The organism is Flavobacterium sp. FG19 (genome assembly GCF_057809475.1).
Map to the genome: position 1 here is coordinate 109389 of NZ_JBMDKA010000002.1, position 23457 is coordinate 132845.

The window sequence follows — 23457 nt, forward strand, 5'->3', positions numbered from 1 at the left end:
GATGGAGAACAAACACAATTGCCCTGATACTGATGAATTAATCCGGGACATTAACAGCAGCATTGAAAAATACGGACTTCAGGTTATTATCATCGAAGCAACTGATTATCTGCCTTCATTTGCTTATAGCATTGGACTTTGGCAAAAATACAATCATCCTGAAATTATTTGTTTTGGATTATCAAATTCTCTTTTGCATACCCTCATAAATGATGTCGCAGAAATAATAAAACAAAATGAAATAATTGCAGACGCAAAAAATTATTCAAATATTTTTGAAAACAGCAGGGCTCAATTTTTAAAAGTTCATCGGGATAATATTCCGGACTATTTTGGAACTGCTATTAATTTTTATGAAGAAAAAGATTTTCCTGCCCTTCAGTTAATCTGGACAGACAGAAATGATAAATTTCCGTGGGAAGAAAATTTTGAAGAAGAGTTTCGTTATAAACAACCTCTTTTGGACAGAAACACAGACTTCAAATTTAATGAACCCAAAAACCTTACCTCCTTTACTACTAAACAATGGTTAACTAATGAAAAACCTATAGTAAGAGTAATTCATGACGAAGAAGGTGACTGGATGTTTTTTACAGATGATGAAACATCAACAGAAAATATTATTATAGTTGCCTTAGAACAATTAATTTTAAAGGACAAAACCTTAAACGAATTATTTGATCTTGACTATGGAGAAGAAGCTGAAAGAGAATTTGCCGGCGCTAAATGGATCAGAAATAAAATAGAACATGATAAGGAATAATTTTCCCGTTTTACAGACATCATTGAATAAAAAAAAGCGTTTTAAAACAGACCAAAAATATCTTAAGCAAAGACATTAGTATTAGCAGAATTTTTACACTAATTTTAAAACTTTTTACGTAATTTGTACTCTTAATTTTTTGCACAATCCATGTCAATTACCTTAACTCCATTTACCAAACAACAATTGCTTCCACAGGAAGAAAAACTTGAGGTTGGTCGTTTTAAAAGAGAACTTTTCATTGGAATTCCTAAAGAAACAAGCTATCAGGAACGTCGTATCTGTCTGACTCCCGATGCAGTAAACTCCCTGACCTATGAAGGCCACAGGGTGATGATAGAATCCGGTGCGGGAGAAAGTTCGAGTTACACGGATAAAGAATATGCAGATGCAGGTGCCGAAATTACAAAAGACACCAAAAGAGTTTTCAGTTGTCCACTTTTATTAAAAGTCGAACCGCCTACTCTGGCTGAAATTGAAATGATAAATCCCGAAACCACTATTATTTCGGCCATTCAGTTAAAAACTAAAAAGAAAGCTTACTTTGAAGCTTTAGCGCAAAAAAAGATTACGGCCTTAGCTTTTGAATATATCAAAGATGAAGACGGCTCTTACCCAGCTGTAAAATCGTTAAGCGAAATTGCCGGAACAGCTTCTATCCTTATCGCGGCTGAACTAATGATTACAGACGAATTTGGAAAAGGACTTTTATTTGGAAATATTACCGGCGTACCGCCTACTGAAGTTGTCATTCTGGGAGCCGGAACTGTAGGTGAATTTGCAGCAAAAACAGCTATTGGTCTTGGTGCTAACGTTAAAGTATTTGATAATTCAATTACCAAATTACGCCGTTTACAAAACAATCTGAGCCAGCGAATTTTTACTTCTACTATTCAGCAAAAAGCACTTTTAAAAGCTTTACGCCGCTGCGATGTCGCAATTGGTGCCATGCGAGGAAAAGAGCGCTGCCCTATTGTTGTAACCGAAACTATGGTAGAACACATGAAAAAAGGAGCTGTTATAGTAGATGTCAGCATCGATACCGGAGGATGTTTTGAAACTTCGGAAGTGACCACACACGAAAAGCCTACTTTTATAAAAAGCAACGTATTACACTACTGTGTGCCTAATATTCCTTCGCGCTATTCCAAAACAGCCTCATTATCAATTAGTAATATCCTAACACCTTACCTGCATCAGATAGCCGAAGATGGTGGTTTAGAAAGTGCTATCCGCTGCAATAAAGGTCTGAAAAACGGAATCTATCTGTATCACGGAATCTTAACAAACAAAGCTATTGGCGACTGGTTTGACCTTCCGGACAACGATATTAATTTACTTGTATTTTAAAGGAACTTTAATGTACCTTTGCAAAAATTTTATTTCATGAAGTTCGCACATCGTTTTGCCTATTATTTGATTGGTTTAGTAATGGGATGCTTTTTCGTAGCCCTTGTATTTAGCGGTAAAGATACCCGTTGCAACTATTTTCCAAATGCCAGGGTTTTAAACAATTTAAAAACAAAACCTTCTTTTGAATATTCAGAACAGGCAAATAAAGCCCTAAACGAAAAATGGATCACAAAAGAAGATATAAAAAACACACTAACTTATGGTGATGTAGATTTCGATCAGAGTAATGTTCCTTACAAAAAAGGGAAATTATATGTAATTGAAGGAAAAACAGTTAAAAATCAGGAAATCATTTTAAAAATAGTGAATTACGAGAATAAAGCTGTTTTAGAAGAAATCATAAAAAAATAATGTCTATTAAATCTTTTGCCTCCCGCTCCCGATAACTATCGGGATTGCAGATTCAGAAGATTTTTTACATTAATAATGTTTTCAACAAAGCAGCAAAGATGCAAAATTTTTATCCCTTGCATTTTTGCTACTCTTAAAGTTTGTCACTTAAAAGATTACCATTCAATTTCCTTAAGTCCTTTTGATTTTAGAAAAGTATTGGTCTGGCTGAAATGTTTATTTCCAAACCAAAAACCTCTGTTAGCACTTAAAGGAGACGGATGTCCTGATTTTAGAATATGATGTTTAGACGAGTCAATTAATGCGGCTTTCTTTTGGGCAAAACCACCCCAAAGTAAAAAAACAACATTTTCTTTTTCTGCTGAAATCTGTTTAATTACAGCATCTGTGAATTTTTCCCAGCCTTTTCCCTGATGGCTTCCTGCTTCGGACTGTCTAACGGTTAAAGTGGCATTTAAAAGAAATACCCCCTGATCTGCCCAGCGTTCCAGATTACCTGTCTGCGGTACAGGTTTGTTTAAATCAGTTTCAATTTCTTTAAAGATGTTATACAAAGAAGGTGGAAACGGAATTCCGTCGTTTACAGAAAAACATAAACCATTTGCCTGATTAGGCCCGTGATACGGATCCTGTCCAATTATAACCACTTTTACCTGGTCAAAATGACAATGATCAAAAGCTGAAAATATCTGGCTGCCTTTAGGATAACAAACCTTAGAAGTATATTCTGATTTTACAAAATCGATTAACTCGTTGAAATAGGATTTTTCAAATTCCTCATTCAGAACCGGCTTCCAGGAAGAATGCATTTTAACGTCCATAATTACTTTTTTTTGCGAATTTCAGGATTTTTAAAGTCAAATCCTACTTTTAAAAACAATAAAAATTAGACTTAAACTTTACAGCGTTCAATTGTACTATTTTCGTATTTTTGCCTGTACTTTCTTAAAGAAATTAAATGATTAGTATTACCGAAAAAACATTACAAGACTTACAATTCCCAACTGTTCTCGAAACCATTTCAGATGGCTGCAACACCGACATTGGAAAAGAAAAAGCTTTACAAATAAAACCATTCAGAGATAAAGAAGAACTGATGTCTGCCTTACTGCAGACTTCAGAATATGTCTCGTCGTTCCAGAATAACAACGCAATTCCGAATCACGGATTTGACGCTATAACTCATGAAATCAAGTTTCTGGCCATCGAAGACAGTTTTCTTGAAGTAGGAAGTTTTAGAAAAATCGCAACACTTTCTTCTACAACAAATGTCCTGCTGACTTTCCTTAAAAAGTTTGACGACTATTACCCAAAATTAAACGCCAGAGCATCAAGAGTTGAATACACTAAAGAGATTGTTACTCTGGTAGATGCCATTGTAGACAAATACGGAGAAATCAAAGACAATGCTTCTCCTGCTTTATCTGCCATCCGCCAGAATATGAACCTGGTACGAGGTAAAGTAAACCAAAGTTTTGGTGTAGCTCTTACCCAGTATAACAGCTTAGGTTATCTTGATGATATAAAAGAAAGCTTTGTACAGAATCGTCGTGTACTGGCTGTACTTGCTATGTACCGACGAAAAGTAAAAGGCTCTATTTTAGGAAGTTCCAAAACAGGAAGCATTGCTTACATCGAACCTGAAGCAACTTTAAAATATTCAAGGGAACTGGCCAATCTCGAATACGAGGAAAAAGAAGAAATTACCCGAATTCTAAAACAACTGTCCAATTCGATCCGTCCTTTCCTGCCTTTACTAATTGAATATCAGGATTTTTTAAGTGATATTGATGTCGTAGCCGGAAAAGCAAAATATGCCAATCGCATTAATGGTATTTTACCAGCCATTACAGAGGAACGCAGATTATTTTTCAGAGAAGCTTATCATCCTATTTTGTATTTGAACAATAAACAAAAAAAGGAAGTTACGCATCCGCAGACCATTGAATTAAAACAGGAAAATCGAATTATCGTAATTTCCGGACCTAATGCCGGAGGAAAAACCATATCCTTAAAAACGGTTGGTTTATTACAATTAATGCTGCAATCCGGAATATTAATCCCGGTTCACGAACGTAGTGAAACTTTTCTTTTTGACAGAATCCTTACAGATATTGGTGACAATCAGTCGATTGAAAACCATCTTAGTACCTATAGTTACCGATTAAAAAACATGAATTATTTCTTAAAAAAATGCAATAAGAAAACTATGTTTTTAATTGACGAATTTGGTACCGGTTCTGATCCTGAACTGGGAGGGGCATTGGCTGAAATATTTCTTGAAGAATTCTACCACCGTGAAGCATTTGGAATTATCACTACGCATTATGCCAATCTGAAAATCCTGGCTAACGAATTACCATACGCCACCAATGCCAATATGATGTTTGACGAAAAATCGCTCGAACCTATGTATAAACTGGCTTTGGGTCAGGCAGGAAGTTCTTTTACTTTTGAAGTTGCTCAAAAAAATGGTATTCCGTTTGGATTGATCAATCGAGCCAAAAAGAAAATCGAAGTGGGTAAAGTTCGTTTTGACAAAACCATTGCCAATCTTCAGAAAGAAAGATCAAAACTTGAAAAAACTTCCCTAAATTTAAAGGAAGAAGAAACACGTGCCCGTGAAGAAAGTAAAAAAATGGAAAATATCAATTCCAGAATCCAGCAAAAACTGGAAAGCTATCAGGAATTGTACGACAGCAATCAAAAGATTATATATATAGGTCAGAAAATTGATGACATCGCTGAGAAATATTTCAATAACAAAAATAAAAAGGAACTTATTGGCGAATTTTTAAAAATCGTTGAAATTGAAAATTCAAAACGTAAAAAGGCAACTCCTAAAGAAGTTAAAGCTAAAGCCGAAAAACAAAAAGAAGTTTTAGCTGAAGTAAAAGTAAAAGTTGAAGAAATACGTCAGGAGAAAAAAGAGAAAAAACTTAAACCTGTAGTTGAAAAGCCCAAACCGATTTTAAAAGTTGGCGACAGAGTCAGAATGCTTGACGGAAGATCAGTTGGAAGTATCGATGCTATCGAAAAAAACAAAGCTACAGTAAACTATGGAATCTTTACTTCAAAAGTAAATCTAGAAGAACTGGAACTCGTTGAAGCTGTAAAAAAATAAGTTTTAGCATTAAAAAAGTCCAAAAATTCATTCAAAATCAAAATAAAGAGTTTTAAGAGTTAATTAAAAAAAATACAGCTCTAAATATATTTAAAAAATAAAAATTACTTAGAATCAATATATGAAAGTCGTTTTTAATTTACAAAAACTATAGGATTCAATATTAAAATAAATTATACCTATACAATATTTAAACACAATTCTATATCATTTTGAAGTACAACATTGTCAAAATCTCGAAATTTGACAATGTTTCATCTTAAATCACTAATAATGCAGGATTTACCAAAGCAAAAAAAAATAATTCTCTTTGACGGTGTTTGCAATTTATGCGACAACACCGTACAGTTTATCATAAAAAACGATAAAAAAGATATATTTCGGTTTACTCCGCTGCAATCGGATTTAGGAAAAGAAATTTGTGCCTATATTGGAATTGACCAAACTAAAATCGACAGCATTATTCTATACCACCCAGGTACAGCGTATTATTACAAATCATCTGCCGCGATAGAGATTGCAAACGATCTTGGTGGAATTTACAGTTTTCTTTCTGTTTTTAAAATTCTACCGGAAAAGTTTCGAAATTACCTATACGACTACGTTGCTAAAAACCGATATAAATGGTATGGCAAAAAAGAAAGCTGCATGATGCCGACACCGGAATTAAAAGCTAAGTTTCTTTAAAAATTCTGAATTTCAATTTAGCACAACAGCGTCATTCCGGACTATAAGAAATTCCAGAACCAGGAAAAACAACAATAAAATAAAAAATCCCAAACTCCGATAATTTTGGAATTTGGGATTTTTTTATTGAAAATTAAGATTTTTATTATCGGATCAATTTTCTGTATTTAATACGTTTTGGCGTTAAGTCTCCACCCAGACGTTTCTTTTTATTTTCTTCGTATTCGGTAAAACTTCCTTCAAAGAAATACACTTCAGAATCTCCTTCGAAAGCTAAGATGTGTGTACAGATTCTATCTAAAAACCATCTGTCGTGAGAAATAATTACAGCACAGCCAGCGAAATTTTCCAAACCTTCTTCCAATGCACGAAGTGTATTAACATCAAGGTCATTCGTAGGCTCATCCAGTAAAAGTACATTTCCTTCTTCTTTCAAAGTCATTGCCAAGTGCAAACGGTTACGCTCACCTCCTGATAACATAGATACTTTTTTGTTCTGCTCTCCACCACCAAAATTGAAACGTGATAAATAAGCTCTTGAGTTTACCTGCTTTCCTCCCATCATAATCAATTCCTGACCATCCGCAAAGTTTTCCCAAATCGATTTGTTCGGATCAATATTAGCATGAGACTGGTCTACGTAGGCAATTTTTACTGTTTCACCTACTGTAAATTCACCGCTGTCAGTAGCCTGCTCACCCATAATCATTTTGAAAATAGTAGATTTACCAGCACCGTTTGGCCCGATAATTCCAACAATACCAGCTTGTGGCAAAGTAAAATTCAAATTATCGTATAATAATTTATCACCAAAAGCTTTGGCAACATTTTTGGCTTCAATAACATTTGTTCCTAAACGAGGACCATTTGGAATATAGATTTCTAATTTCTCATCCAATTGTTTTTGGTCTTCATTTAATAATTTGTCGTAGTTCTGCAAACGAGCTTTTTGTTTTGTCTGACGGCCTTTTGCTCCCTGACGAACCCATTCCAGCTCACGCTCTAAAGTTTTTCTACGCTTAGAAGCTACTTTTTCTTCCTGCGCTAAACGATTCGATTTTTGATCCAGCCACGAAGAATAGTTTCCTTTCCACGGAATACCTTCTCCTCTGTCCAGCTCTAAAATCCATCCTGCAACGTTATCTAAGAAATAACGGTCGTGTGTTACTGCAATTACAGTTCCGGAATATTGTGCCAAATGCTGCTCTAACCATAGAACTGACTCAGCATCAAGGTGGTTGGTAGGCTCATCCAGAAGTAATACATCCGGCTGTTGTAATAACAAACGGCATAAAGCCACACGACGACGCTCACCACCAGAAAGGTTTTTAATTGGTGTATCACCATCCGGAGTACGTAATGCATCCATGGCAATTTCCAGTTTGGTATCGATTTCCCAGGCTCCAAGAGCATCAATTTTATCTTGCAAAGCTGCCTGACGATCCATCAATTTATCCATCTTGTCCTGATCCTCGTAATATTCCGGAAGACCAAACAAATCATTTATCTGATTATACTCTTCTAAAACAGCCATAGTTTCAGCAGCACCTTCACGAACAATTTCGATAACCGTTTTAGAATCGTCCAGAATTGGCTCCTGCTCTAAATACCCAACAGTATAACCCGGCTGGAAAACCACGTCACCCTGGTAATTTTTATCAACTCCCGCAATAATTTTTAACAAAGAGGACTTTCCGGAACCGTTAAGTCCCAAAATACCAATCTTAGCTCCGTAAAAGAAACTCAAATAAATATTTTTAAGTACCGGTTTGTCTGCTCCCTGATAGGTTTTACTCAATTTTTGCATTGAGAAAATAACTTTCTTATCGTCTGACATTCTATTTATTTTTAATTTTAATTGTTTTTACTAACTTTTTTTTTGTTCAATCGCTTCTAAAAAGATTAAACTCTTCCTTTTAACGCATTAAAAACCCAGGCATTTGCAAAAAAGCCCACACCTGCAGCCGCAAATCCCCAGCCCGATACATCTCTGTATCTAAAAGCACCAAGACCAATAAGCAGCAATCCCATAAGTACCATTATAAAAGTAGCCCATCCTAAAACGGTATTTTTATTCATTCCCATAATTGTGTAATTATTTTTTAATGTGATTTATTTTCAGAAAGGCAAATATCGTGAATTTTAACGGCTTAATTAAATATTTTATAAAGCATTTCTTTTAGAAGATCTGATTGTGGTAAAGCATTAGCTCCCACTCCTTTACTTTTAACATCAATATCACGTAAGGCTCCGACAATCTGACTTACTTTTCGCATTGGGTAATTCTTTAAAGCCAAATCATATTCTTTCAAAAAATAAGGGTTAACCCCAATTGCCGATGCGACATTTTTCGGGTTTTTATCCTTAAGTCCATGGTATTTCAAAAGCTGCACAAAAAATCCAAAAACCAGTCCGGTAGTCATAACCAGTGGGTATTCTTTAGGATTATGTGCAAAATTCTCGGCAATCTTATAAGCCTTTAGCTGATTTCGTTCACCAATTGCTTTTCTGAGTTCAAAAACATTATAGTCTTTACTAAAACCAATATTCTCTTCAATATGCTGCGGACTTATCATAGTTCCCTGCGGCAGGATAATCTGAAGTTTTTCCAGTTCGTTGTTAATTTTACTTAAATCTGTTCCTAAAAACTCAACCAGCATGGCGTTTGCTTTTGGGTCAATCGTATACTTTTTACCAGCCAGAACGCGTTTAATCCAATCACCAACCTGGTTTTCGTACAGCTTTTTACTTTCATAAACCACTCCTTTTTGCGCCAGAAGTTTGGTTACTTTTTTACGTTTATCAAGTGTTTTGTATTTATAACAAAAAACCAAAACCGTGGTCTGCATCGGATTGTCTACATAGGACTCAATCTTATCTATTGTCCTTGATAAATCCTGAGCTTCTTTCACAATAACAACCTGACGTTCAGCCATCATAGGATAGCGCTTGGCCGTTGAAACAATTTCGTCTACTGAAACATCTCTTCCATAAAGTACCGTCTGATTAAATCCTTTTTCTTCTTCTGCCAGTACATTTTGTTCTATATATTCAGACAGCTTATCTATATAATAAGGTTCTTCTCCCATTAAAAAATAAATAGGTTTAATATTCCCTGCCTTAATATCGTTAACAATCTTAATTACTTCGTCCATTCAATTTAATTTTCAGTATTCTGTATCCGTTTTCAGTTTAGCCGACACAAATAATATAAGTAATTTTCAAAATTGACTAATTTTCAAATTATATTTGCTTTATGTTAAAACTAAATTTCCCAACCTATACTTTCCGATTCAAAAATAGCGAAAATAAAGTGTCTATTTTTGATGAAATCAGGAAAAAATTTATCATTCTTACGCCAGAAGAATGGGTGCGCCAGCACGTGGTGCATTATTTAATTCATGAAAAAAAATATCCCAAATCACTAATAAACGTTGAGAAAGTTTTAAATGTCAACGGATTACGAAAACGATACGATGTTGTAGTTTTCAATTCAGATGGTTCTATACACATCCTGGTCGAATGCAAAGCACCCGAAGTTAAAATCTCTCAGGCTACTTTTGATCAGATTGCCCGCTACAATCTTACCATGCAGGCACGGTTTTTGAATGTCACAAACGGATTGAATCATTATTACTGTCAAATGGACTTTGAGAATGAAAAATACCAATTTTTACCCGGTCTTCCGGATTATAACCTTATTAAATAAATTTACTTTTGAATAAAATAGCAGTTGTCATTTTAAATTGGAACGGAGTTAAATTGCTGGAGCAGTTTCTGCCGTCTGTTATACAATATTCAGAAGGAGCTGCTGTCTATGTAGCAGATAATGCCTCTACTGATGATTCTGTTAAGTATGTAAAACAAAATTTCCCTACTGTCAGGATCATACAGAATACCGGAAATCATGGCTTCGCCAAAGGATATAACGACGCTCTTCAACAGGTTGAAGAAGAAATCTACGCTTTAGTTAATTCTGATATAGAAGTTACTGAAAACTGGTTACTGCCTATCGCAGAAACTTTTGACAGAGAAGAACAGACTGCCATTATCCAGCCCAAAATACTTGACTTTAAAAACAAAGAATATTTTGAATATGCCGGAGCCGCCGGAGGATTTATAGACAAATATGGTTTCCCGTTCTGCAGGGGCCGAATTTTTGATACTATCGAAAAAGACAATGGCCAGTACAATGATAATTACGAATTATTCTGGGCATCAGGAGCCTGTTTTTTTATCCGAAAAGCCGTATATCATAAACTGGGAGGATTTGATGAAGGTTTCTTTGCTCATCAGGAAGAAATTGATCTATGCTGGCGTGCTTTAAACGAAGGACATCGTATAAAATACAATTCAGAAACAGTCGTTTATCATGTTGGAGGCGCTACTTTACAGCAGGGAAATCCGAAGAAAACATATTTAAATTTTAGAAACTCCTTATTAATGATGGTTAAAAACCTTCCTGAAAAAGGAATGTTTTTTATTCTTTTCTTCCGAATGGTTCTGGATGGAATTGCCGGTATCCGTTTTCTTACACAAGGAAAATTTGGCCATACTTTTGCTATTTTAAAGGCCCATTTTTCATTTTATTGCCTATCTTTAAAGTACCTAAAAAAACGTAAAGATTTTCAATTACAGCAATACTATACTGTAAAAAGTATCGTTTTCCTTTATTACATAAAGAAATTACGGGTTTTTAAAGAAATCTTTAACAGTAATCAAAATATTAAAAACTAAATTTGTAATCAACGTTTAATTAAATATAATACCTATGAGAAAAATAGTTATCGCACTATCAGTATTAATGGCTTTAACTTCGTGTGTATCGAAAAAGGAATATGCTGCACTTGAAGCTAAACAAAAAGAGACACAAGATTTATTAAACTCTTGCACAGTTAAATTAAATTCTTGTCTGGAAGAAAAAGCAGGATTAGCAGCTACAGCTGAAAGCTATAAACAACACAATCAGGACTTAATTAACAGCTCTAAAGACTTAACAGTTTTAACTACCAAAGGTGCTGAAAATCTTGAGAAATCTTTAGAAAGTTTAAAAGAGAAAGATTTAAAAATCTCAAGACTTCAGGATGCACTTACTAAAAAAGACAGTGTAACTTTAGCATTAGTTACCAGCTTAAAAGGAGCAGTTGGAATCAACGATCCGGATATCGAAGTAAATGTTGAAAAAGGAGTAGTATTTATCTCTATTGCTGATAAATTATTATTTAAAAGCGGAAGTTACGATGTAAGTGACAAAGCTAAAACTGTTTTAGCTAAAGTTGCTAAAGTAGTAAACGATAAACCTGATTTTGAGTGTATGGTTGAAGGACATACAGATGATGTTCCATACAAAAGCAATGGTATTATCTTAGACAACTGGGATTTAAGTGTTAAACGTTCTACTTCTATCGTACGTGTCTTAACAAATGACCTTGGTGTTAACCCTGCAAAATTAATCGCTGCCGGTAGAAGTTCATACGTACCATTAGTTGCTAATGATTCTGCAGAAAACAAAGCCCGTAACAGAAGAACACGTATCGTTGTTATGCCAAAAATCGATCAATTCTACGATATGATTGAAAAAGAAATGAAAAAACAAGCTAAATAATTAAAAAGCTTAATTTTTATACAACAAAAAAGCAGGTCAATTGACCTGCTTTTTTATGCATCTTTGATTCTGTAAACAAGTGATTTATCACAAAATCAGGGATCACATTTTTATTTTGTTAACTAACTAAATTTTAACTATACTAAAGTTAGTTATTATTTTTTAACTTTTATACGATTCTTGTATTTATTTACAAAATATCAATATCACCTTTTCCTTCTCTAACCACAACTGGCTCATACTCTGATAAATCTATAATAGTAGATCCTACATTATCACCGTACCCGCCGTCGATTACCATATCTACCAGATTCTGCCACTTTTCAAATATTAATTCGGGATCTGTTGTATATTCAATTACATCATCTTCATCACGAATAGAAGTAGAAACAACCGGATTACCTAACTGGCGTACAATTTCTAAAATGATATTATTATCCGGTACACGAATCCCCACCGTGGTTTTCTTTTTAAATTCTTTTGGAAGATTATTATTTCCCGGCAGAATAAAAGTATACGGTCCCGGAAGGGCTCTTTTTAATATCTTAAAAGTAGAGGTATCAATCTGACGAACATAATCAGATAAATTACTCAAATCATGACAAATAAATGAGAAATTAGCTTTTTCTAATTTTACTCCCTTAATTTTTGCAATTTTTTCTAATGCCCTGGAATTGGTAATATCACATCCTAAACCATAAACAGTATCGGTTGGATAAATTACCAAACCGCCGTTCTGAAGCACTTTTACTACTTTAGCAATTGCAGCTTCGCTTGGTTTATCAGGGTATATCTTTATGAATTCTGCCATTTTGTTCTTGTTTCAAATTTTTATTTGTTTCCGGTTTTTGTTTTGGTAAACTAAAGCCTAAAAACACTATTTATCCTACAACATCTAATTTAGCAAATCTTAGCAGAAGTTTCTTAATTCCTCCCACTTCAAATTTAATTTCTGCTTTTTTATCAGCTCCAAAACCCTCTAAATTGATTACTTCACCTTTTCCAAAACGCTCATGCATCACCACATTTCCAACGGTTAGTTTGTTGTCAAATAAATTAGGATTTGAACTTTCAGGGGCATTTCCTGAAACTGGCTTCAGCTTACGGATATTCAGGTCCGGTTTTGGACTGTTATCATTACTATTTCTTGGCGGTGTTCCGCTCACTGGTTTGGACAATCGCAATTTTGATTTGTCGATATCTCCAAAAATATCCCCGTCAATTGGCGATTTATAACGATAATTCGTTTCGGCAGGGGTTAAATACTCTAAGTACTGCCCATCAATCTCTTCAATAAAACGGGAAGGTTCACTATCTGTAAGTTTTCCCCAGCGATAACGAGATTGTGCATAAGTCAGATATGCCTGATGTTCTGCACGTGTCAAAGCCACATAAAATAAGCGGCGCTCTTCTTCCAGTTCACTGCGGGTACTCATACTCATGGCACTCGGAAACAAATCTTCCTCCATTCCCACCACAAAAACATGCGGAAACTCCAGTCCTTTTGCCAGGTGAATGGTCATTAATGCCACACGGTCTTCATCTGTAGTATCTTTATCCAAATCTGTCGCCAGTGCAACGTCTTCCATAAATTCAGAAAGTGCTCCTCTTGCTCCGTCAATTTCTCTCTGTCCTTCTGTAAAATCTTTAATACCGTTTAAAAGCTCTTCGATATTCTGGATTTTTGCCATTCCTTCCGGAGTCGCATCTTTTTTTAATTCCTGAACCAAACCTGTTTTTTTGGCTACATGATCCGTTATGTAAAAAGCATCCTGATTTTGATCGATTACCTGAAAGCTCTGAATCATGGTTACAAAATCTTTTAATTTATTCTTTGTACCAGCATTTAGCTTCAGATCAATTTTATCAATATTTACCATCACTTCCCAAATGGAACGTTTGTAGTGATTGGCTGCAATAGTTAGTTTTTCAACCGTTGTATCCCCTATTCCTCGTGCCGGATAATTAATAACACGCATCAAAGCTTCTTCATCTTTTGGATTTAAAACCAGACGGAGATAACATAAAACATCTTTTATCTCTTTACGCTGATAGAACGAAAGTCCTCCATAAATTCGATACGGAATATCTCTTTTTCTCAGAGCGTCTTCCATCGCACGTGATTGTGCATTGGTACGATACAAAATAGCAAAAGAACCATTATGAAGCTGGTTCTGCATTTTCTGCTCAAAAATGGTACCAGCCACAAAACGTCCTTCTTCTGCATCGGTTAAACTTCTGTGGACTTTTATTTTTGGTCCAAATTCATTTGCTGTCCAGACTACTTTATCCAGTTTTGTTTTGTTATGATCCATAACCGTATTGGCGGCTTCCACAATATTTCGCGTTGAACGGTAATTTTGTTCCAGACGAAACATCACTACTCCTTCATAATCCTTCTGGAAGTTCAAAATATTATTGATATTCGCACCACGGAAAGCATAAATACTCTGTGCATCATCCCCTACCACACAAATATTCTGGAATCGGTCAGACAAAGCTCTTACAATCAGATACTGGGAATGGTTCGTATCCTGATACTCATCCACCAGGATGTAACGAAAACGATCCTGATATTTGGCAAGAACCTCTGGAAAACGAGTCAGTAATTCGTTTGTTTTCAACAACAAATCATCAAAATCCATTGCTCCTGCCTTAAAACAGCGTTCTACATACTGCTGGTAAATCTCTCCCAATCTCGGTCTTTTTGCCATAGCATCAGCCTCAACCAATTCAGGATTATTAAAGTAAGCTTTCACCGTAATCAGACTGTTTTTATAACTGGATATACGTCCCAGAATTTGTTTTGGTTTGTATATATCACGGTCTAACTGCATTTCCTTGATGATTCCGGAAATAAGTCTGGCAGAATCCTGTGAATCATATATCGTAAAATTAGAAGGATAGCCCAAATGATCTGATTCCGCTCTTAGAATACGCGCAAAAATAGAGTGAAAAGTTCCCATCCACAGATTTTTTGCTTCACTCGCCCCTACAATATCGGAGATTCTGTGTTTCATCTCGCGGGCTGCTTTATTGGTAAAAGTCAGCGACAAAATATTGAAAGAATCAATACCCTGCGCCATCAAATAGGCAATTCTAATGGTTAAAACACGGGTTTTTCCCGAACCTGCACCAGCAATAATAATCATTGGCCCATCTTTCTTTAAAACAGGCGCTCTTTGTGCTTCGTTGAGCTGGTCAATATATTTCTGCATGTACTTTTTCTCCTTTTATGCAAAATTAAGAATTAAAAAAGAAAGTTCCTAAGATAGTGAGACGCTATCCCGAAACCTTGGGACTAAGATTTTTGAGAAGCCACAGAATTGGTGTTTTTTAAAGGCATGCGTTCCTGCTTTTATGTTGTCTGTCTGCTTTCACTAAAGTACATCAACTCTGCCAATTTTCAAACAATTGTTTCTTTTAAAACATTTTGAAAGAAAAATCCTTAAAAACTAAAAATAATTTTATATTTACTTCATCTATCAAACTGACAATGAAAATAGTACTTACAGAAAATGCTGAAAAAACTTTCTTCGAAATCATCAGTAAATATTCTGAAACAAAAGCTACATCTTTTTCTAAAAAAACTTACAGCTTTCTAGAAACGTTAGAACAAAACAATTATATAGGCTCAAAGCATAAAAAAACCTGCTGCCGAAAGTTTTTAATTTCTGAGCAAGTTTATGTCTTTTATAAAATAGAAGTACAAACTATCTATATAGTTTTATTTTGGGATAACAGGAGAAATCCTTTGAATTTAGATGTTATACTTAGTTCTTAATTTTTCTTTAAAATCAGAAAGATCAACAATTCTTCCCGCCTTTATATCTTCCTCGCTCTTTTGTAATTCCTGCATCAAAATTTCTTCTGGAAATAATAAACTTGTAATTAACTTAACTTCCTGATGTGTGAAGCTTTTTGATTTAAGTTTTCTGTAATACGTAGCGTGTTTTAAGCCTAATTTCTGCATAAAAAACTCCGCTTTGTAAAAGGATTTACCAATTAAATCAGGTAAACTATTTACGTAATTCTCGTAATTCTCGACTATTTCTATCATTTTTTGATACTTTAATTATCAATTTACAATACAAAAATAACCTTTTTTTGATACAAAATTATTTATAATAATGTAAAAACCTACCATCTCAATATATTAACAATTTACTTAAAGAAAACATCATAAGCAAATCGAATCAGGGTACCGACTACCACTACCAAAAAGAAAATTCGAATAAAACCATTCCCTTTGTTTATAGCCAGTTTAGCGCCAAGCCATCCTCCAAGTCCGTTACTGACAGCCATTGGGATTGCAATGGTCCAAATGATTTTCCCTTTTATCATAAATAAACAAATCGAACCAAAGTTCGTTGCCAGATTCACCATTTTTGCATTAGCAGAAGCCTGCAGAAAATCAAATCCCAGAAGAGCTATAAAAGCAACAACAAAGAAACTCCCTGTTCCCGGTCCAATAAATCCATCATAAAAACCAACAATAATACTAATCACAACAGCATAAATTATCTGAGTCAATTCTGAATGATCCTTAGCAGCATGCTGCCCAAAGTTCTTTTTCGCATAGGTATAAATAAACAATAACGACAAAACCACTAATAAAAGCGGTTTCATAAAATCGTTGCTCACCAGTGTTAAAATCGTTGAACCCAAAAAAGCCGAGGGAACAGCCAGACACATCATAATAATCAACAGCTTCCACTGAATCACTACTTTTTTCAAATATTGAAAAGCAGCGAATGCTGTTCCGCTGAAAGCAGGAATTTTAAGTGTCCCAATAACTGTAGAAACCGGAAGACTGGGCAATAAAATTAATCCCATAGGAGTTTGAATTAACCCGCCGCCACCGACAATCGCATCAATAAATCCTGCAGCAAAAGCTGCTAAACAAAGGAAAAGTATTATGTATGAATCCATTAAAAATATATTTCAGTCACATTAAAAAACAAGTCGCAAAAGTACAGCTTCCTTTTTGTTTATTACCATAAAATTAAAATGGATTTCTCCTCAAAAAGTATATTTTTGCTTAAAAATTATACCAATGGATTTTAATAAAATAATAGAACTGGCAAGTTATACACTGCCTGCAATAGTTACAGGAATTGTGGCTTATCGTTTTTTTGAACTGCATATAAAGAACACCGACAAAAAACGGGCTTTTTTGTTAAATAAACAGGCTCACAAAGAATCGCTGCCAAATCGTCTGCAGGCTTTTGAGCGTATGACTTTATTTTTGGAACGTATCAATCTGACTAAACTTTTAATCAGACTTGCTCCTGTTTCGCAAAACAAACATGATTATGAAAATTATCTGATTGACCAAATCGAATTTGAATTTGAACACAATCTTGCACAACAGATTTATATGTCTGAAGAATGCTGGACCATTATTACTACTGCGAAAAACACAACAATCCAAATAATCCGCAAAACGGCCATGAGTGACCGTGTAGACAGTGCTGATAAATTACGTGAAGTAATTTTACACGATTTACTTGAAAAACAATCCCCAAGCAGTACCGCTTTGAGCTTTATTAAAAGTGAAGTTGCTGAACTTTGGTAAAACCATTTTAGATTTTAGATTGCAGTGTTCAGATTTTGAGCAGTCAATCTAAAATCTAAAATCTAAAATCTAAAATCATCCATCTTAAATCAATATTTTATTATCGCTCATAACCTCTGATTTATTCTGAGCGTATTCATAGCCTTGTTCCCACCATTCTTTCATAACATCTTTATTGAAAATCAAAGCGTTGTCAGTTAACTTTATAGGTGTGTAATATAAATTAAGTTTTACATTTTTATTGGTTGCCATAAGTTTTCCTATAGCAATATCGTGTTTTTCAACCTGATCCAATGCAATTCGAAACAAGTCAATCATGAGTGAGAAAGGATTTTTACCAATAACTGTTTTGGTTGTATTTACCTCTGTTTCCAAAACAATTACATCAATTTCGGTAGCGCCTCTGTTGATTGCTTCACGTATCGGGACCAAACTTGAAAATCCGCCATCACCATATTCGCAGTTGTTCTTTTCAACCAGACTCATAAAGGGAACATAATTACTCGAAATCCAGGACCACTCACAAAATTCTTCATAAGTACAGTCTTTAACTGATTTGTATTCTGATTCGTTTCTGGTAAAATTGGTTACCGTTACAATAACATCAGTTTTCAGTTTTTTAAGTTTATTAAAGTCCGAAAGCGAAAAGTTATTCTGAATATACTTCCTTAAACCTTTGCTTTCACCAAAAGTCCGTTTTCCTTTAAAAAACTGGCGCAGAACATTAAAGTGATTAATGGTAACAATGTCGACTCCGTCTTTATTTTTAACCACAAACGGACAAATATTGAAAATGCTTGACATCGTAACATTGGTATAAACGGAATGTATTTTTTTAATATGTCCGAGAGCTAAATGCGGAATAAGCAGACTTCCTGTCGAAGTTCCTATAAATAAATCGTATTCCTGTTTTTTTTCTTCTATTAAATACTGTGCAACTCCTCCGGCGAATGCGCCTTTACTTCCGCCGCCAGAAATAACTAATGCTCTCATAAAATGTATTGTAGGTTTTATTTTTGGATTTTATTTAAGAGGAAAGAAAAAGAAATTATAGAGTAAAGACTTCCACTTAATCTATATACTATATTCTTTTATCTATTCTCTACTCTCTCAACAAACGATCTAATTGAAATTTTTCATCGGGGTTTAAATTAGGTAAAATTCTGTTAAACGAAGCACGCATTTCTGAATTTTTCAATAACATTCTTATCGAATCTCTTCCAAACTTTGAAAACTGCCACATATGATGCGTAGTCGCATTTACCAGATTAGCCAGAACATCATCACTTATGATTTTAAACGCAATCAGCTTTTCCAGTGCATTTTGGCGCGTAGTCGCTTCGTATTTTGTAGTTGAAAAAGAAATCAACTCTTCAATAAGGCTCTGCGGATTATCAGTGTAATCGGGTGTTGATAAAGCCAGAGAAAGCCATAAAGTACGCAGGTTAAAATCATTAAAACCAATCCAGTTTTTAGACTTGTCGAGATACTCGTTTCTGTGACCCGGAAAGTTTTTCCATAAATAAAACAAGGCCGCTTCCTGAGTTTGATACGATTTATCATCAAGCAAAGTTTCATATTCAGCCCTGAAATCCTCTGGAATAACCGTCAGCGTTTCCGCTAAAGTCTGACGAACGTATATATTGCCCTGCTGCAGTGCCTTACCTAATAATTCTTTTTTATCTGCATATTTTTCAGCCTTTAATTGCGAAATAACAGCTTCTTTAACCGAATAATGGATATCTGAATCTAAAGTCTGTCTTAAAAAAACAATCTTTTCGTTTAAAGGTGTTTTCTTTAGCTTGTCTACTTCCAGACGAACTTGTATCGCTTTGTTTTTGCTTAACAGGGCATTAGCCATTGGTGTATCAAAAGCGGTAGATTCCAGCCATGTTTTTTGAAATGAAACAAGGTCAAAATCGGAAACCTTTTTAATCTCGTCAAAGAAATTTTGTGTATTTACATTCTTAAATGCATATTTTTTAAGATAATTTCTAACTGCTTTTTTAAATGCTTTATCACCTATTGATTCATGCAGTACAAAAAGTGTCCAGGCTCCTTTTTCGTAAAAAGTTAACGAACTGGCTTTTGCATTAAGAACCGGAATAGTATCGCTCCTGGAAGCAAATTTAATCTGCTGTGCCGTATCGTACAATTTTGCATAAAAATAGTCATCTCCAAAAATGTCCCTTTCAGCCAGCAATGCATAATAAGTGGCAAACCCTTCCTGAAGCCAGTGATGTGTACTGCTTTCGGCGGTAATTAAATCTCCAAACCAATGATGTGCCAGTTCATGAGCATCAACATTGGTATAATTCCGATCTGTAAAAGCAATATCATCAACCACATATCTGGTAGCAAAAAGTGTAGTCGTTGTATTCTCCATCCCGGCATATAAAAAATCACGAACCGGGATCTGTCTGAAAACTTTCCAGGGGTATTTAACGCCTATTTCTTTTTCGAGAAAATCAAAAATACGCTTAGAATAACGATAAGTTGGTTCAAAACGCGCCGTATCTTTATTTTCAAGATAGTATTCAAGGGGAATTTTGGATTTAGAAACAAAATCCCTTCTGTCGTATTTTCCAACGGAAAGCACAAGCAAATACGAACTCATAGGATTTTCCATCTGATACTGCCAGTAAACCTGATCGTCTTTTTCTGTTTTGCTTTTTAAAACTCCGTTCGAAACCACCTGATAGCCTTTTTTATAAGTAATTCCTAGATTAAAAATGACTTTTTCATTCACATCATCGAAACTGGGAAACCAGTTACTCGTATACCTTCCCTGCCCTTGTGTCCAGATTTGAACATCATCGTTCTCAATATCTACAAAATACAAAGCCTGTTTTGGTTTTGTTTTATAATGAAAAGTCAAATGATTTTGGCCTTTTGTAAAGTGAGAGATTAGTTTTAATTGTTTGGTATCATTAAGAAAAATCACCTCTTGATCGTTGATTTTTACATTGGAAAATTCCATGTTTTTAGCGTCAAGCGAAATGGTATCGCATTCCTTTAAAACATCAAATTGAAAATCAACAGCACCGGAAACCGTTTTTTCTATTGGATTTAAAGACAATTGCCCCGAAACGGATTTGAAATCAACATTTTGGGTCTGCTGTGCGAAAATAAATCCGGTAAATAATAGGAAAATGTATTTCATTGAAAATTTTATTTTAAAGAATCTGTATCCCAAGACATTGGGTTATGTTTTATGTAATCGTAGATCTTTTCAAACGTCTTGTAATTTCTAACAATATGATCATGGTAATTAGCCTGCCAAATTGATTCTGTACCGTTTATTTTTTTAGTGGTAATTGATTTAAAAATTGCCACAAACGATGAAATTGAATTGGATTTTCTAGAAAAATTAGATTTAGATTCATTGCATTTTGTTGTCGATATACCGGGTACAGACGCACTGCAGTGCGTCTGTACAATATTCGTTGCGGATAAATTGGAATCTGCTATAGCATCAGATTGGTATTGTAGAGGCGCACTGCAGTGCGTCTCCGTATCGTTTGTCGACAAAGATTCGTTGCATTCTTTTGCGGATATAACGGACGCAGACGCACTGCTGTGCGTCTCTACGATATCCGTTGTGGATAATGCGGAATCCGTGATTGCGTCAGATTGGTATTGTAGAGGCGCACTGCAGTGCGTCTTCGCAACGTTTATCGACAAAGATTCGTTGCTTTTCGTTGTGGATGTGCTGAACGTAGACGCACTGCGGTGCGTCTCTACGATATTCGTTGTGGATAAATTGGAATCTGCTATGGCATCAGATCGGGATTGTAGAGGCGCACTGCAGTGCGTCTCCGTAACGTTTGTCGAAAAAGATTCGTTGCATTCTTTTGCGGATATACCGTACGTAGACGCACTGCTGTGCGTCTCTACGATATTCGTTGTGGATGAATTGGAAACTTTGGTATTCATTTCTGTCGGAATATTTTCTTCCTGAATTTCGATTAATAAATGTATATGATTTGGCATAATGATCCAGTTATGGAAAAACCAATTTTTTCGGATCGTAATCGATCTCAAAAGTTCAATCTCAATTATCTTTCCATTTTCATTTAAAACCATTTTTTCACCATCAACAGTTCCAAAAATAGATGCTCTGTTTTTGGTTACAATGGTAATAAAATAAACAGCTTCACTAGAATAGTCCCAATTTTTCAATCGGTTTGAGTCGGTTTTAAATTTTTCATTAAACAACACCATCTTTTTGACCTGTAAAATCCCAAAGTTACAAAGGTTTCATTTACAAATCGAATGAAATTTGTAAGTTTACGTTATAAAATGCAAAATCGTGTCTACACCACAAAAAGCCTTGTTTAACTGGAGCAGCGGAAAAGATTCTGCTTTGGCTCTTTATAAAATACTACAAAATCCGGATTACAACATTGAATATTTGCTAACTAGTGTAAACCAGCAGTATCAGCGTATTTCCATGCATGGTGTTCGTGTAGAATTATTGCAGGCACAGGCTGAAAGCATCGGAATTCCTTTAAAGATCATGGAAACTCCAGAAATGCCATCAATGGAAGTTTACGAAAATGTAATGATTAAAACGCTGACAGAATTGAAAAATGAAGGCGTAAAATATTCTGTTTTTGGAGATATCTTTTTAGAAGATTTACGACTATATCGGGAAAAACAATTAGAGAAGATTGGTTTTAAAGGTGTTTTTCCTATTTGGAGAATCCCAACCAAAGATTTAATTCAGGAATTTATTACTTTAGGTTTTAAAACAATAGTGGTTTGTGTAAACGAAAAATATCTGGATAAAAGTTTTGTTGGAAGAATTATAGATCAGGATTTTATAAATGATTTACCTGAAAATGTAGATGTTTGCGGAGAAAATGGCGAGTTTCATACTTTTGCTTTTGACGGCCCTGTTTTTTCTAAGCCTGTAGATTTTGAAGTTGGTGAAATTGTTTATCGAAAATACGAAAAACCTGAAAGTGAGAATTCATCAAATGAAGCGTGTGATACAGAGGATCAAAGTGCTTTTGATTTTGGATTCTGGTATTGTGATTTAATTAAAAAATAATGAAGACTCTCTGCAAAGTTATTTTTCTTGTTCTTGTTGTTTTTTCATTACAAAGCTGTTTGGTCAGTAGATGTAAACGACCTCAAATTGTGGGTTATATTTATGATGCAGACAACAAGCAGCCTGTTGAAAATTGTAAAGTTGGTGAGACTTTGAGTCTGTCTAATGGTTATTTTTCATTAAAAGAGAAACGTTATCATGAATTTACTATTTGGGGTTTTGAAGCTCCAATGTTAGGCGTAAACGAACCAATTAAAAAAGAAGGTTATGAACTGCAGCAAATTCAATTTATACAGCCTTTTGGAGGTGGGATGAAAAAGGGTGCTTTGCGTAATTTAGATACTATTTACATTAAAAAAGTAAAAACAAATTAATATGGCTTTAAAAGAAACAGAAGAAGTAAAAAAAGTAATATTCTTTTTGAAAGAAATTGGCATTGAGATTATTGAAAAAGAGCTTGAAAACACCTTTTTGCCTGGATTAGATTTAGGAGCAAACTGCATTTATATAGATTACACTAAATTATTATATCCCGGAGATCTTTTACATGAAGCTGGTCATCTTGCCGTTACAGTTCCTGAAGAAAGAAAATTAGTAGGTACACCAGAAATCTCTAAAGACTGGCCAACGCAAGGCGACGAAATTGCTGCCATTTTATGGTCTTATGCTGCATTACATCATTTACAACTTCCTTTAGAATTTGTATTTCATCCGGACGGATATAAAGGCAGTTCCGGGTGGTTCATTTCAAATTTTAATGCAGGAACCTACATGGGACTTCCCTTGCTTGAATGGATGGGATTATGTCTTGGAAAGGAAAGAGCAGAAAAAGAGCAAAAAAAGCCTTTCCCTGCTATGCAGAAATGGATGCGGGATTAAT

Annotated in this window: 24 protein-coding genes; 13 read left to right on the forward strand and 11 right to left on the reverse strand. The window is 34.8% G+C overall.

The window, feature by feature from the left end; all coding sequences use genetic code 11:
* Position 1: 1 nt before the first annotated feature.
* The 3 genes from ACODST_RS02445 to ACODST_RS02455 all read left to right on the forward strand — a co-directional run bounded on the left by ACODST_RS02445 (position 2) and on the right by ACODST_RS02455 (position 2527).
* A complete protein-coding gene (locus ACODST_RS02445) occupies positions 2–763 on the forward strand; it encodes a DUF4262 domain-containing protein (protein WP_488930528.1) in 762 nt (253 codons plus the stop codon).
* A gap of 150 nt (positions 764–913) precedes the next feature.
* Positions 914–2113, forward strand: a complete 1200-nt coding sequence (locus ACODST_RS02450; RefSeq protein ID WP_488930529.1) for an alanine dehydrogenase — start codon at positions 914–916, stop codon at positions 2111–2113.
* Between the two features lie 36 nt (positions 2114–2149).
* A complete protein-coding gene (locus ACODST_RS02455) occupies positions 2150–2527 on the forward strand; it encodes a DUF4258 domain-containing protein (RefSeq protein ID WP_488930530.1) in 378 nt (125 codons plus the stop codon).
* Positions 2528–2682: 155 nt separating this feature from the next.
* Here the strand turns inward: ACODST_RS02455 and ACODST_RS02460 are convergent, their stop codons facing one another.
* Positions 2683–3348 (reverse strand): uracil-DNA glycosylase, encoded by a 666-nt coding sequence (locus tag ACODST_RS02460; protein WP_488930531.1) that lies wholly within the window; start codon positions 3346–3348, stop codon positions 2683–2685.
* Positions 3349–3485: 137 nt separating this feature from the next.
* Between ACODST_RS02460 and ACODST_RS02465 the strand changes: the two genes are divergently transcribed.
* Positions 3486–5651: an endonuclease MutS2 gene (locus tag ACODST_RS02465; protein ID WP_488930532.1), complete on the forward strand. Its 2166-nt coding sequence runs from the start codon at positions 3486–3488 to the stop codon at positions 5649–5651.
* Between the two features lie 273 nt (positions 5652–5924).
* A complete protein-coding gene (locus ACODST_RS02470) occupies positions 5925–6338 on the forward strand; it encodes a thiol-disulfide oxidoreductase DCC family protein (RefSeq protein WP_488930533.1) in 414 nt (137 codons plus the stop codon).
* A 145-nt stretch (positions 6339–6483) separates the two neighbouring features.
* Here the strand turns inward: ACODST_RS02470 and ettA are convergent, their stop codons facing one another.
* From ettA to holA, 3 genes are all read right to left on the reverse strand, one after another.
* A complete protein-coding gene (ettA, locus tag ACODST_RS02475) occupies positions 6484–8175 on the reverse strand; it encodes an energy-dependent translational throttle protein EttA (protein ID WP_488930534.1) in 1692 nt (563 codons plus the stop codon).
* Between the two features lie 65 nt (positions 8176–8240).
* Entirely contained in the window at positions 8241–8423 is a 183-nt protein-coding gene (locus ACODST_RS02480) for a CAL67264 family membrane protein (protein WP_071637907.1), read from the reverse strand.
* Positions 8424–8488: 65 nt separating this feature from the next.
* A complete protein-coding gene (gene holA, locus ACODST_RS02485) occupies positions 8489–9493 on the reverse strand; it encodes a DNA polymerase III subunit delta (protein ID WP_488930535.1) in 1005 nt (334 codons plus the stop codon).
* A gap of 101 nt (positions 9494–9594) precedes the next feature.
* Here holA and ACODST_RS02490 point away from each other — a divergent pair, with 101 nt between their 5' ends.
* The 3 genes from ACODST_RS02490 to ACODST_RS02500 are packed head-to-tail and all read left to right on the forward strand — an operon-like array spanning position 9595 to position 11943.
* Complete coding sequence (locus tag ACODST_RS02490; protein WP_488930536.1) at positions 9595–10047, forward strand: type I restriction enzyme HsdR N-terminal domain-containing protein; 453 nt, start codon at positions 9595–9597, stop codon at positions 10045–10047.
* 8 nt (positions 10048–10055) lie between these two features.
* Positions 10056–11075: a glycosyltransferase family 2 protein gene (locus tag ACODST_RS02495; RefSeq protein WP_488930537.1), complete on the forward strand. Its 1020-nt coding sequence runs from the start codon at positions 10056–10058 to the stop codon at positions 11073–11075.
* Positions 11076–11109: 34 nt separating this feature from the next.
* On the forward strand, positions 11110–11943 hold the full coding sequence (locus ACODST_RS02500; RefSeq protein ID WP_488930538.1) for an OmpA/MotB family protein: 834 nt from the start codon (positions 11110–11112) through the stop codon (positions 11941–11943).
* A 190-nt stretch (positions 11944–12133) separates the two neighbouring features.
* Here the strand turns inward: ACODST_RS02500 and ACODST_RS02505 are convergent, their stop codons facing one another.
* A complete protein-coding gene (locus ACODST_RS02505) occupies positions 12134–12754 on the reverse strand; it encodes an L-threonylcarbamoyladenylate synthase (RefSeq protein WP_488930539.1) in 621 nt (206 codons plus the stop codon).
* A gap of 70 nt (positions 12755–12824) precedes the next feature.
* On the reverse strand, positions 12825–15161 hold the full coding sequence (locus ACODST_RS02510; RefSeq protein ID WP_488930540.1) for an ATP-dependent helicase: 2337 nt from the start codon (positions 15159–15161) through the stop codon (positions 12825–12827).
* Positions 15162–15376: 215 nt separating this feature from the next.
* Here ACODST_RS02510 and ACODST_RS02515 point away from each other — a divergent pair, with 215 nt between their 5' ends.
* A complete protein-coding gene (locus tag ACODST_RS02515) occupies positions 15377–15727 on the forward strand; it encodes a type II toxin-antitoxin system RelE/ParE family toxin (RefSeq protein WP_488930541.1) in 351 nt (116 codons plus the stop codon).
* Here the strand turns inward: ACODST_RS02515 and ACODST_RS02520 are convergent.
* Positions 15704–16003, reverse strand: coding sequence for a hypothetical protein (locus tag ACODST_RS02520; RefSeq protein ID WP_488930542.1), 300 nt, complete (start codon positions 16001–16003; stop codon positions 15704–15706). The two genes, ACODST_RS02515 and ACODST_RS02520, sit on opposite strands and share 24 nt — an antisense overlap.
* 104 nt (positions 16004–16107) lie before the next feature.
* Entirely contained in the window at positions 16108–16875 is a 768-nt protein-coding gene (locus tag ACODST_RS02525) for a sulfite exporter TauE/SafE family protein (protein ID WP_488930543.1), read from the reverse strand.
* Between the two features lie 124 nt (positions 16876–16999).
* On the opposite strand from ACODST_RS02525, the gene ACODST_RS02530 reads away from it, so the two are divergent.
* Complete coding sequence (locus ACODST_RS02530) at positions 17000–17521, forward strand: DUF7935 family protein (RefSeq protein WP_488930544.1); 522 nt, start codon at positions 17000–17002, stop codon at positions 17519–17521.
* An 84-nt stretch (positions 17522–17605) separates the two neighbouring features.
* Here the strand turns inward: ACODST_RS02530 and ACODST_RS02535 are convergent, their stop codons facing one another.
* The 3 genes from ACODST_RS02535 to ACODST_RS02545 form a co-directional block, all read right to left on the reverse strand.
* A complete protein-coding gene (locus tag ACODST_RS02535; RefSeq protein ID WP_488930545.1) occupies positions 17606–18514 on the reverse strand; it encodes a patatin-like phospholipase family protein in 909 nt (302 codons plus the stop codon).
* 109 nt (positions 18515–18623) lie between these two features.
* On the reverse strand, positions 18624–20684 hold the full coding sequence (locus ACODST_RS02540; RefSeq protein ID WP_488930546.1) for a M1 family metallopeptidase: 2061 nt from the start codon (positions 20682–20684) through the stop codon (positions 18624–18626).
* Positions 20685–20692: 8 nt separating this feature from the next.
* Positions 20693–21703: a transposase gene (locus tag ACODST_RS02545; protein WP_488930547.1), complete on the reverse strand. Its 1011-nt coding sequence runs from the start codon at positions 21701–21703 to the stop codon at positions 20693–20695.
* Between the two features lie 130 nt (positions 21704–21833).
* On the opposite strand from ACODST_RS02545, the gene ACODST_RS02550 reads away from it, so the two are divergent.
* The 3 genes from ACODST_RS02550 (at position 21834) to ACODST_RS02560 (ending at position 23456) form a co-directional block, all read left to right on the forward strand.
* Positions 21834–22577 (forward strand): Dph6-related ATP pyrophosphatase, encoded by a 744-nt coding sequence (locus ACODST_RS02550; protein ID WP_488930548.1) that lies wholly within the window; start codon positions 21834–21836, stop codon positions 22575–22577.
* An 89-nt stretch (positions 22578–22666) separates the two neighbouring features.
* Complete coding sequence (locus ACODST_RS02555) at positions 22667–22951, forward strand: hypothetical protein (RefSeq protein WP_488930549.1); 285 nt, start codon at positions 22667–22669, stop codon at positions 22949–22951.
* Between the two features lies 1 nt (position 22952).
* Positions 22953–23456 (forward strand): hypothetical protein, encoded by a 504-nt coding sequence (locus ACODST_RS02560; RefSeq protein WP_488930550.1) that lies wholly within the window; start codon positions 22953–22955, stop codon positions 23454–23456.
* Position 23457 lies beyond the last annotated feature (1 nt).